General features: G+C 68.2%; 4 protein-coding genes. 2 read left to right on the top strand and 2 right to left on the bottom strand.

Annotated features, from left to right (window positions below):
- On the top strand, positions 1-3,040 hold a 3,040-nt coding region (locus J7F03_RS20940), incomplete at its 5' end, for a LamG domain-containing protein (protein WP_214951631.1).
- A 96-nt stretch (positions 3,041-3,136) separates the two neighbouring features.
- A complete protein-coding gene (locus tag J7F03_RS20945) occupies positions 3,137-9,682 on the top strand; it encodes an RHS repeat-associated core domain-containing protein (RefSeq protein WP_308379823.1) in 6,546 nt (2,181 codons plus the stop codon).
- A 592-nt stretch (positions 9,683-10,274) separates the two neighbouring features.
- Here the strand turns inward: J7F03_RS20945 and J7F03_RS20950 are convergent.
- Together J7F03_RS20950 and J7F03_RS20955 are read right to left on the bottom strand one after the other, a co-directional pair.
- Positions 10,275-11,705 carry a pyridine nucleotide-disulfide oxidoreductase gene (locus tag J7F03_RS20950; RefSeq protein ID WP_214951633.1) on the bottom strand — a complete coding sequence of 477 codons (1,431 nt, stop codon included), beginning with the start codon at positions 11,703-11,705 and terminating at the stop codon, positions 10,275-10,277.
- On the bottom strand, positions 11,702-12,910 hold the full coding sequence (locus J7F03_RS20955) for a DUF6545 domain-containing protein (protein ID WP_214951634.1): 1,209 nt from the start codon (positions 12,908-12,910) through the stop codon (positions 11,702-11,704). The genes J7F03_RS20950 and J7F03_RS20955 overlap by 4 nt, the downstream gene beginning before the upstream one ends.
- Positions 12,911-12,944 lie beyond the last annotated feature (34 nt).

Here is a 12,944-nt window from a genome sequence, read left to right on the forward strand (position 1 = left end):
GGCCAAGGACGGCGGCCTGTCGGCGACCGATGCCAATGGTGTGCCGGTCTTCAAGGCGCCGCCGGCGTTGATGTGGGACTCCAAGGGCGTGCCCGCGCCGCTCGCGCTGTCCGCGAAGGAGAAGGTCGCCGCCGCCAAGGCCGAGGGCGGCGCGCTGCCGACGGCCCCGGCCGGCGGGGAGCCGCCCGCCCGGCCCGCTGACGGACCGGTCCCCGGTTCACAGGCCAAGAACATGCCGGTGCACGTCGACAAGGATTCGCTGGCCGTCGTACCGGACGCGGCCCTGCTCGAGCAGACCGACCCGGCGGCGTTCCCCCTCTACATCGACCCGTCGGTCGCTCTGGACGACGGTACGGAGCACACGGCCCTGCGCAATGACGGTGTCTCGTTCTGGAACTGGGACAACGGCAGTGACGACATGGGCAAGGGCATGGGCAAGTGCGGTTCCTGGAACGGCTATTACTGCGGTCCGGGATACGTCCAGCGTCTGTACTTCGAGTTCTCGCCGGACAAACTGCGGGGCAAGGAGGTGTTGAACTCCCGTTTCAGGATCACCGAGCCGTGGGCGTTCCAGTGTTCGGTCCGTAACGTGTGGCTGGTCCGGATGGACGGCGAGATCTCCTCGTCGACGAGCTGGGGCAACAAGCCCAACTACGCGGACCTGATGGGCGACCGCTGGCTGTCTGCGGGCCGTGGTTCGGCCTGTGACCCGAACTCGCCTGCCGCGCCGGTGGAGTTCGCCGACAATCTCCCGGACGAGCCGGACGAGAACCTCACCCCGACCGTCCGCGACTTCGCAGACGGCAAGTACAACCGGCTGAACCTGGAGCTGCGGGCGGAGGACGAGTCGGACACCGCTTCGTGGAAGCGTTTCCGCAACGACGCGGTCCTGTCGGTCGACTACATCGGCAAGCCCAACATCCCCATCTACGTCGGCCTGGTCACGGGCTCCGGCGAGATCTGCTCCAACGACCTGGGCAACCCGTCCATCGTTTCCGACCCGACGCCGGCCATGACCGCGATCACCGAGACGGTGTGGGGCGGTGAGGCCGGAGCCCAGCTGCGGATCGCCATGCAGACCGAGAAGGCGACCATGCCCTCCGGCGCGCTGGTGTGGGCTTCGGTCAAGGCCAACGCGACCGACCCCGACCACATCGAACGGCCGAGCTCGGGCTATGTCGGTGACAACGTCAAGATCACGAGTGATCCGCCCGCCACGCTGCAGGACGGAGCCATGTACCGCTTCCGGACCTGGACCATGTCGTTCGCGGACGGACACGTACGCGGCAGCGTGCCCAGCGCGGACTGCTACTTCAAGGTCGACTCCAGCGCCCCCAAGGCCCCGGTGATCACCTTCGGTGCTCCGTACAGCCAGTGCACCAGCACCGCCTGCGCGGCGGCCGGCAAGCCCGGTACTCCCGGTCAGTTCACCTTCGGTCCGGGAGCGAGTGACACCAACACGGCCTACCAGTACAAGCTGGCCACGAGTTCCACGTGGACCGAGATCGCGGGTGCCAAGCCGACCGTCTCCATCACCCCGCCGATCTCCGGGACCATGAAGCTGAGCGTCAAGGCGAAGGACTCCCTGGGCCGCTGGGGCGCCACGCAGGTCGTCGACTTCGTGGTCAAGGAGGGCCCCGGCGCCGTCGGGCACTGGAACTTCGACGAGTACGACGGCCAGGCCTTCGACACCTCCACCACCGACCCTGCCCTGAAGGAAAACGCCGACCTGTCCACGGGCAGCCTGCGCACCGAGAGCGGCCGTCGGGGCTGGGTGACGACGCCGACCCCGCACGAGGACCGCACGCTCCAGCTGAACGGCAGCGGCCAGTACGCGGTGACCCAGAAGCCGGTCATCGACACCCGCGCCTCGTTCACCGTCGCCGGCTGGGTCCGCCTCGACCGCACCGACATGAGCTACTCGGTGGTCGGCCAGGCCGGCCAGAACATGAGCGGCATCGCCATCACCGCCTGGGCCGGCAAGCCGTGGATGATGCAGATGGCCACCCAGGACACGGTGGACGGCCACACGACCATGGGCCGCTTCACCGGGACGGCCCCGGCCCAGGCCGGAGTGTGGACCCACGTCGCCGCCACCTACAACGAGACCACCGACATCGCGAAGCTGTACGTCAACGGGCAGCTCCAGGGCCAGATGACCGTCACCAACCCCATCGCCTCGACGGGTCCGATGACCTTCGGCGCCATCAAGCACCGCGGCGCCCTGACGGACTTCCTCCCGGGCCGGATCGACGAGGTCACGGCCTGGCAGTCCGAGCGCAGCGAGCTGGAGATCAAGAAGGACGCCCAGCTCTTCGACCCGGCGACGGGTAAGCCGCAGGTGGACCTGGCCGCCGCCTGGGACCTCTCCCAGGCGGGCACGACGTTCGCCGACACCTCCGGCAACGGCCGCCCGCTGACCCCGACCGCGGGTACCGCTGTCAGCAACGGGGCCCTGGTCCTGGACGGTTCCACCCAGGCGGCCACCGCGGCCGGTCCGCTCGTGGACGACACCGGTTCGTTCACGGTGACGGCGGAGGCGAAGGTCGACAACGCCCGTCTGCTGGACAAGCCGAACGGCTACAAGGCGCAGGTCATCGGTCAGCGCACGGCCACGGGTTCTTCCTGGAGCCTGTGGTTCGAGAAGACCGGTGTCAGGACCGAGCCGGACGAGCTCGATCCCACCAAGATGAACAGCTTCGTCGAGGGCACTTGGCACTTCGGACGGCTCACGGCCGACGGCACCGGCCCCTCGGTGGCCAGTGACAGCCTGGCCGCGTTGAACGCGGGCGTTCAGGTGACGGGTGTCCACAACGCGCAGGACGGGACCATCACCCTCTACGTGGGCGCGGTCGGCCAGGCCCAGCCCAAGGCCTTCACGGCCGCCGTCGGCAGTGGCGAGCTCGCTGTCGGCAAGGGCTTCACCGACAGCGCCTGGGGCAATTTCCTGCCCGGCGAGATCAAGGGCATGCGCCTGTGGTCCGGCGCGATGAAGGACGCCCAGCAGGTCTCCGACACCGTCTTCGGCTCGGGCGGCTGACCCTCCGGGACCCATCAATAGCTTGCCGTGGCCGCCCCGCGAACGGGGCGGCCACGGCCCACGTGTACCCAAAACATCTACCTACATGGAGCATTCGTGTCCATCCGACCACCAGGCGGAGGAATCCGCCACCGGCTGCCGTTGGCAGCCGCACTGGCCCTCGCCCTCGCGGTGCCAGGGGTCCTCACACCGATGGCGGAGGCCGCCGACCTCCCCGGCGCCCTGAAGATCGCCAAATACAAGGACGCCAAGGTCAAGGCCGTCAACGCCCAAGGGGCCAAGGCCGCCCGGGAGTTGGTGGCCAAGAACCAGGCCGAGAACAAGGTCCAGGCGGACCGGGCCCGCAAGGAGGCCAAGGCCGACTGGCCCAAGCCGGCCACCTTGGAGGGCTCCGGCTCACGGTCGGGCTCCCGCCCCCTGGTCGACGTACGGCCCACCGCGCGGGCCAAGAGCCCGCTGCTCAATCCGGCCGCCCCCACGGGTCCGGCGGCACCCGCCGCGGCGGCTCCGGACGCCGGCAAGTCGACCGTCAAGGTCCTCGACCAGAAGGCGGCTGAGCGGGCCGGGATCACCGGTGTGCTGTTCACCGCGACGAACACCGCCGACGGCCCGGCGCAGCTGACCGTGGACTACGGCTCCTTCGCCTCTGCGGTCGGTGGCGGCTGGTCCACCCGTCTCGGGATGGTCAGTCTGCCCGCCTGTGCGCTGACGACGCCCGAGAAGGCGGAATGCCGCAAGGCCACTCCGCTGCCCTCGGCCAACAGCATCAAGAACCGCACCGTGACGGCCGACGTCGCCTCGCTCCCCGCCGGAACACCGACCTCGGCCAAGACCAAGGCCCCCGCCCAGGCTCCGGCGGTCTTCGCGGTCATGGCGACGGAGACCGCCTCTCCGAAGGGCGGCGGAGACTTCGCGGCGACCCCGCTCTCCGCCTCCTCCAGTTGGGAGTCGGGGGCCGCGTCCGGGGCGTTCGCCTGGGCCTATCCGTTGACGGTCCCGGCTGCCGTGGCCGGTCCCACGCCTTCGATGTCGCTCTCGTACAGTTCGAGCAGCGTCGACGGGCGGACCGCGAACTCCAACAACCAGGGCTCCCAGGTCGGCGAGGGCTTCGACCTCACGTCCTCGTACGTCGAGCGCAAGTACGGCTCCTGCGACGATGACGGGCAGGACGACAAGTACGACCTGTGCTGGAAGTACGAGAACGCCTCGCTGGTCCTGAACGGCAAGTCCAGCGAGCTCGTCAAGGACGACACGACGGGCACGTGGCGGCTGAAGGACGACGACGCCTCCCAGGTGACCTGGGGGACCGGAGCTGAGAACGGCGACAACGACGGCGAGTTCTGGAAGGTGGTCACCGGTGACGGTACGACGTACACCTTCGGCCTGAACAAGCTGCCCGGCGCCGGCTCCGAGCGCACCAACTCCACTTGGAGCGTCCCGGTCTTCGGCGACGATGCCGGCGAGCCCGGCTACACGAAGGGTTCCACCTTCGCCGGCCGCCATGAGACCCAGGCCTGGCGTTGGAACGTGGACATGGTGCAGGACGTCCACGGCAACACCGCGAGCTACTGGTACGCGGCGGAGACGAACAACTACGCGAAGACCGGCGACAAGACCAAGCTCCTGTCCTACACGAGCGGCGGCAGCCTCTCCGAGATCCGCTACGGCCAGCGCGCCGACACGCTCTTCACCGCAACGCCCTCCCACAAGGTCGCCTTCGACTACAAGGAGCGCTGCTTCGCGGCGAACTGCACCAACCTGACGAAGGACACCTCGGACAACTGGCCCGACGTCCCCTTCGACTCGATCTGCTCGTCGAGCGAAACCGACTGCCGGGCGCCCTCGCCCGCCTTCTTCACCCGCAAGCGGATGTCGGCGATCAACACGTACGCCTGGTCCACGGCGTCGGAGCCCGACAACTACGCGCCCGTGGACACCTACGACCTCGCCCAGGAGTACCTGGACCCGGGCGACCTCGGTGACACCAGCGACCAGAGCCTGGTGCTGAAGTCGATCAAGCGCACCGGTAAGAACGGGTCCACGGCCGATGTTCCGCCGGTGGACTTCACCTACCACATGCGTCCGAACCGGGTGGATGTCGACGGGGACAACATCGTCCCGCTCAACCGCCCGCGCATCAACACGATCACTTCCGAGACGGGCGCGATCACGACGGTCACCCTGTCCAACCCGGAGTGCGTGCGCGGTACGAAGATGCCCGTGGCGGAGGACGACAACTCGCTGTCCTGCTACCCGGTGTACTGGCCGATCAACGGTGGTGACCCCCAGCTCGACTGGTTCCACAAGTACAACGTCACGGCTGTCACCGTCGCCGACCCTGCCGGCCAGAACGACCTCGTCGAGAACGCCTACGAGTACGCGAACCCGGGCTGGCACCACAACGACGACCCGCTGACCCTGGAGAAGGAGCGGACCTGGTCGGACTGGCGCGGCTACGGCAAGGTCACCGCCTACAGCGGCGCCACCGGCAAGACCCGCTCGAAGACCGTGAAGGTCTTCATGCAGGGCATGCGCGGTGACAAGCGCAAGGGCACGACCGCCACCCGCACCACCATGGTCGCGGCCGTCCCGGTGCCCGGCCTGACGATCCCCGACATCAACGACGACGACCAGTACTCCGGCTTCCAGCGCCAGCAGGTCACCTATGACGGGAACACCCCGGTCTCGGTGTCCGTCACGGATCCGTGGAGCAAGGAGACCGCGAGCCAGCAGAAGTCGTACGCCAATATCAAGGCCTACTTCGTCCGCCCGCAGACCGCGTACGGGCACACCTTCCTGACCGGTTCCAACACGTGGCGGACCACCCGCACCGATACCGCCTACGACGCCTACGGCCTGCCGGCATCGGTCTCGGCGTCCGGTGACACGGCCAAGACCGGTGACGAGACCTGCACCCGTACCTGGTACGCGCGCAACGACGCCAAGGGCCTGACCGGCCTGCCCTCGCGCACCCGTACCGTGGGCGCGGCATGCTCGGTCACCGACGACAAGCTGTCCCTGCCGGCCTCCTCGGAGACCCGCGGCGATGTCCTGTCCGACCTGGCCACCGTGTACGACGACAACGCCGCCACCGGTTGGAGCGCGACCCAGACCCCGACCCTGGGCCTGGCGACCTGGACCGGGCGGGCGCAGGCCTACCCGGTGGCCAGCGGTACCGCCGACCGGAATCCGGCCGGCGCCGCCGGCTGGCAGACCGTCACCAAGACCACGTACGACACGGCCGCCGCCAAGCTCGGGCGTCCGCTGAGCGTCACCGACGGGGCCGGGAACACGACCACGACCAGCTACACACCCGCAGCCGCGGGCCCGCTGGAAGTCACGGTGGTCACGGAGCCGAAGCTCGCCTCGAACGGGCAGCAGCACAAGACGTACAGCTACGTGGACCTGCGCGGCTCGATCGTGCGCTCCATCGACGCCAACATGGCCTCGACCTTCAACACCTATGACGGCCTCGGCCGCGTGACCGCCACCTGGCTGCCCAACCGCGGCCAGTCGCAGTCGCCGAACGTCAAGTACGGCTACCTGGTGGAACGCGGCAAGCAGCCGTGGACCTCGGTCGCCACGCTGACGGCCGACGGGACGACCTACAAGACGGTCTACACGATCGCCGACGCCCTGCTCCGCCCGCTGCAGACGCAGACCCCGTCGCCGAACGGCGGCCGGATCCTGACCGATACCCGCTATGACTCCCGTGGCCTGGCCTACGAGTCGTACGCGGATATCTGGGACAAGGACAAGGCGCCGGAGGGTACTTACGCCCGAGCCGAGTACGGCAGCACTCCCGCGCAGTCCCAGACCGTCTTCGACGGCCTCGGCCGCGCCATCAGCTCCTCGCTCCTCGTCTACGGGGTGCAGAAGCAGACCACCACCACCGGCTACACCGGTGACTCCACGGCCGTCACGGCCGTCCAGGGCGGCAACGCGACCCGTACGATCACCGACGCGCTGGGCCGGACGGTCGAGACCCGCACCTACTCCGGGATCACGCCGAACGACCCCGCCTACGGCGGCACCGCGCCCAACACCCCCTACACCAGTGTGAAGCAGACGTACACGGTCGACGGCAAGCAGGCCACGACCACCGGCCCGGACAACGCCGAGTGGACGTACGGCTACGACCTCTTCGGTAGGACCGCTAGTACTACAGACCCCGACAAGGGCACCGGTACCACCACCTACACCGTGCTCGACCAGATCGCGACGTCGAAGGACGCGCGCAACACGGTCCTGGAATACGGCTACGACGAAGTGGGCCGCAAGACCGGTCTGTGGAAGTCGCCGAAGTCCGACGCCAACCAGCTCGCGGCATGGACCTACGACAGCGTCCGCAAGGGCGCTCCCACGGCCTCCACCCGCTACGAGGGCGGCCTGACGGGCAAGGCCTACACCAAGTCGATCACCGCGTACGACGTCCTGGGCCGTCCCGCGACGACCCGGCTGACCTTGCCGTCCGACGACCCGCTCGTCACCTCGGGAGCCATCGCGGCGACCACCGACCATACGGTGACCTACCGGCTCGACGGCACCCCGAACACGGTGGCAGCGCCTGCGGCCGGCGGCCTGCCCGCCGAGACCCTCCAGGTGGGCTACAACAACTTCGGCCTTCCGAAGGGGCTCTCCGGCACCACCGATTACGTGCAGGACGTGGCGTACTCCCCGCTGGGCGAGATCGACCAGCTCACGCTGGCCCGTTCCGCGGCCGCCGGTGTCCGCAAGACGTTCATCGGCAACACCTACGAGGAGGGCACCCGCCGTCTGCTGAAGTCCACGGTCAACGACCAGACCCACAACGGCATGCTCCAGGAACTCACCTACAACTACGACCAGGCCGGCAACGTCCTCTCGATCTTCGACTCGGCCCCGCTCAGCGGCTTCACCAAGGCCGACAACCAGTGCTTCTCCTACGACGGCCAGCGCCGGATGACCGAGGCCTGGACCCCGAAGACCGCCGACTGTGCCCCGGCCGGGCGCACCGCCGCCAACCTCGACGGCGCGGCCCCCTACTGGAACAGCTACACCTACACCGCGTCCGGACAGCGGGCCGTAGAGAAGACCAACACCGGCACCCCGCAGACCCGTACCTACTGCTACGACCCGGCCCGCCCGCACGCCCTGGCGGCCACCACCACCGGCGCCACCTGCACCGGCGTCACCCCCCAGTACACCTACGACGCCACCGGCAACACCACCAAGCGCGCCGAAACCCCCGGCAGCGCCACCTCCCAGAGCCTCGCTTGGGGCGCGGAAGGCAAGCTCACCAAGACCACGGAAGGCGCCACCGCCACCGACTACGTGTACGACGCGGAGGGCGAACTCCTCATCCGCCGCGACCCGGCCGGAGAGACCGTCCTCTACGCGGGCTCCAACGAGGTGCACCTCAAGGGCGCCAAGAAGTGGGCGACCCGTTCCTACACCCTCTCGGCCGTCAAGATCGCGGTGCTGACCAACGAATCCGGCACCGCCAAGCTGTCCTACGTCGCGGGCGACGCCCACGGCACCTCGTCCCTGACCATCTCCGCCGACGACACCCAGACGGTGTCCAAGCGCTACACCACTCCTTTCGGATCCGCACGCGGACCGGCGGCGGCCAACTGGCCCGAGGACAAGCGGTTCCTCGACAAGCCGGAGGACACCAGCACGAGCCTGACCCACATCGGCGCCCGCGAATACGACGCGGCCCTCGGCCAGTTCCTCAGCGTCGACCCCGTGTTGAGCCTCGACCAGCACCAGTCCCTCAACGGCTACACCTACGCGAACAACAGCCCGGTCACCTTCAGCGACCCGACGGGTCTCTGCATTCCGAGAGACGACGCGCGCGGCGGATGTATGCCGAGAAGCGAGACCAATCCCACTCCCACTCCCTCCCCGACACCCTCACCGCCTTCTGGATCTACAGGCGGCGGCGGATCGAAGGGCACTGGATCCGGAAACAAGCGCGGCTCATTCGTCAGCATCATCGCACCGCCCCCTTATCTCCCTCCCACCATCGCTGCCCCCGAGTACACGAAGGAACGGGCATGCCAGTTCGATCCGGTCCTGTCTTGCAACCCTGAGGACGCCGTCCTTGGAGGGGAGAACCAAGGTCCGATCACCGCTGTGGGAGTCCTCTGGGCACTCGGGATGTTGGAGCCCGAAATGACCTATGGAGAAAACAGTCCGGTTGCGCGAGATGTGATGAAGAGCGATCTCACCGCGGCGCACCGAAATCAAATCGGAAAGCTCTTCTACGAAGGCGGGCAGAGGTCTGGCGAGTTGACCTCGAACTCCATCGGCGGCAAGGATGAGGATGGCCAGTCGAGCCAGCTTCGGGAGGATCTCACCGCTATCGCCACACACGACAGCGCCAAGCTGGCCACAGCTGTCCTGGGTTCGTACACCGCCGACTATGAGGTACTCCGCGAAGGCAAAAATGGAGTGCAGGCGCGTATCACCATCAGCAATGGAATGACGGTCTCGTCCTTCGCTCACGCCAAAACGGGCTATGGCACTCCGTCGGACCTATTCCTGCAGAAGAATGTCGACAAGCCTGGTGTATTGGGATACGGGAAGGGGCAGGGTATGACCGTTGTCTTCAGAGTGGTCATTCCGCGAAATTACAACTACGGAACACCGAAATCGTGAGAATTCTCAAGTCGATTCGAGTGCTCGCGCTATTTCTGTCTCTCTCCGTCCCTGTCGTGTCTTCATGTGCGGCCCTTGAGGACGCCGGGACGGGGTATCCGGAGGGGGTCTTGGCCGATCGGGACTCATTGGTCCGCTCGTGGGGCGAGAACGGAACCGAGGTCGCTCTGAAGGAGGACGGTTCATTCGAATCCAAGGGTGTCGACTTCGGTAAGCGTGACTGCCGTGAAGGGGTTCCGGATCCGGGGGCCGGTAGCTGGTCGTCACTTGATACGGGGCAGGGGGTGACGAGGATTCAGCTGAAGTTCGGAACTGGATGCTTCGGATCGCTCTGGGTCGGAACGATCGACGGTGCTACCGTGTTGTGGCGAGAGACGAGCGCGGAGAAGCATGAATTCACATCTCTGAAATAGGTGCGCTCGGGCTCTTTGTGAAGCCATGAATGACCGACGTCTGGCCCTTCCGAGTCCCGGAAGGGCCAGACGTCTTTCGCGTCGAAGGGCAGTATGGCGGCAGGCCGCGATGTTCTTGGTGCGGGCGGGTTCGCGCCCCCGGCCCCGGCCCGGGAACGTGGCTGGGCCGGGGACCGCCCTCAGGCTGTTTTGCTCTCCTCCGTGCGGCGCAGGGGCTCGCGCTCCAGGATGCCGCGTTCCCTCGCGGTGAGCTCGGGTCCTTCGAGCAGGGGCCGGCGCAGGCCGCGGGCCGCGGCGATGAGGACGTCCGGGTTGCCGAGGGCCGAGGCGGGCTTCTGCATCGTCATCACGTCCGTGAGTGCCTTGACGACGAGGAAGCTTCCGATGGCGGTGTGGCTGAGGCGGTGGACGTAGCGGGCCGCGACCTTGTCGGCCAGACCGGGTGCCTTGCCGATGGTGCCCGGATAGAACCGGTCCTGACCCACCGCGAGGAGCCAGGCGGCGGCGGCCGGCCGCGCGACGGCCTTCTGGGCCTGGGCGGCGAACTTCGCTGCGTTCACGGGTGTCTTCGCTGCCGTCTCGCGCAGGGCGACGGCGCCCAGCGCGGCGGCGGACATGCCGTGGCCGTAGACCGGGTTGAGGCTGGTGGCGGCGTCGCCGAGCACGACGATGCCGGCGGGCATCGCGGCCTTCTCGAACCGGCGCTGCCGGTTGGCGGTGCGCCCGTAGACGACGACGTCGCTGATCGGCTCCGCGCGGGCCATGAACTCGGCTGCCAGCGGGTGGCGGACTCCGCGGGCGAACTCCTCGAAGAGGGCCTCGTCGGCACTGGGCTCACCGCCGCGGGTGCCGGAGAGGCTGACGTGCCACTGGCCGTCCTCGATGGAGATGATGGAGACGAGCTGGCCGGGCCTTCCCTCTCGCGGGTCCGCCTGGATGTGGATCACAGGCCAGTTCGTTTCGGCGCCTTCCGGGGCGCGGTAGCGGCGGCTCGCGTACCGTACGCCGGCGTCCACGACGGTCTCCTCGACCACCGGGCCGCCGATCTGTCGGAGCCACTCCAGGAGCTTGGAGCCGCGGCCGGTGGCGTCGACGACGAGGTCGGCGTCGATCACGCTCTCCTCACCGTCCTCGTCCCGGACCCGGACGCCGCCCACCCTCGACGCGCTGCCCACCAGCGAGGTGACCGTCACGCCCGTGCGCAGGCGGACGTTCGGGATCGCCAGGGCCGCGGTGCGCACGCCCCAGTCGATGAGGTCGCGGCTGGCTCCGATGAGGTAGTGCGTCTCGGTCCACCGCCGGAACCAGCCCGCGGCCGAGAAGGACACCATCCCGTTGGGGATCGGGATGCGGTGCGCGCCGGCCTTCAGCCATCGGTCGGTCGTGCCGGGGAGCAGGTCCTCGATGGCGTCGGCGCCGCCCGACCACAGCATGTGGGCGTGGGCCGCCTGGGGAAGTCTGGGCCGGGGTGCCGCGGTTTCGGGGAGCACTCTGTCGCGTTCGAGGACGAGGACCTCGGCGACGTGCGGTGCCAGTGCGGCGGCCGCGAGGGTGCCGGCCAGGCTGCCCCCGAGGATGACGACGCGGGTCTTGCCGGTGGGCTGGGTCATCGTGTGCTGCTCTCTAGGACGGCGGCTTCGCGTGTGGCTCGGACGATGGGGGACTTCGACAGGGCCTGGGACAGCAGTACGAGGCCGGCGGCGTTGACGGCGGAGGAGAGCAGGGGCCCGTCACCGGACTGCTCCTCGGCCACAGCGCCTTGGTCGTTGGTCCTCCGGGTCCACACGACGACGGCGTGGGCCAGGGCGGCGGCGTCCGCGATGACGGCCGCGTCTTCGTCGGTCCGGGCCGTCTTGCGGGCTTCGACGAGGGAGAGGGCGTGCACTTCGCGGTCCAGGTACGGGTGGACGGTGAGGATCCCGTCATAGATGTCGGATTCCAGCTGGCACACCCGTACTTCGATCGGGGTCCGCAGGCCGCGCGCCAGGTTGATGCTGTGCTGGGTGGCGACCCGCAGCTCCTTCCACGCGGGCTGCAGCTGGTAGTACCGGCGCCACGGGCTCACCAGGTTCATGAGGCGCTGGGACAGCAGGGGCAGCACGAACCCGATGCCGATCAGCAGGGCGGAGACCGCCGCGATCGGCGGTGCTATGGGCCAGCTGAGGCGGTCCAGGTCGTGGCCGCTCCAACGGGCACCGACCGCCGTGAACTTCAGGGCGTCGTAGACCAGGTTGAGGATGTAGCCGATGACGATCAGGACCAGACCGGCGCGCAGGGGACCGTGGACCACCCTCGCCCAGCGGGTGCACAGAATGGTCATCGTGACCGCGGCCGTCGTGTGCGCGACCAGGTACAGCACGATCATTTCGCGGATGTACGGCGTGTTCGCGTAGTAGGTGTCGAGGTCGATCAGCCGCTCCACCGGGGCGTTGCCCAGGGCGAAGAACCCGATGATCGCGGCGATGACCGTGATCGTGGCCCAATTGCAGCGACGGGACCACCGCGCTGCCTGCTCCGCCTCGTCGGGACCGCTGCTCCAGCGGATGATGAGCACCAGGTTGGAGCCCGAGAAGGCGGTCAGGATCGTGTACACGACCGGGGCGGCCGCGTTCGGTATGCCGGTGACCCGGTTGATGGCCGCGATGGACGGCACCGCGGCGACGGCGAACACGCCGGCGGCGACGAAGAGCAGCACACAGACGGACCTCAGCAGCTCGTCCTTGGGGTTGCGCCACAGAGCGGGCAGCTTCAGGCAGCCGGCCAGCAGAAGAAGCGCGCCCGGAATGTAGAACGCGACACCGTTGGGATTGCTCACGAAGCCACCTGCTGACCGTGGTCGTTGAACAGCG

Source organism: Streptomyces sp. ISL-43 (assembly GCF_018614195.1).
Lineage (GTDB): Bacteria > Actinomycetota > Actinomycetes > Streptomycetales > Streptomycetaceae > Streptomyces.

What these genes read in the sequence shown, in the direction of transcription:
- J7F03_RS20950 (WP_214951633.1), bottom strand. Translation starts at nt 11,705, where the DNA reads ATGACCCAGCCCACCGGCAAGACCCGCGTCGTCATCCTCGGGGGCAGC.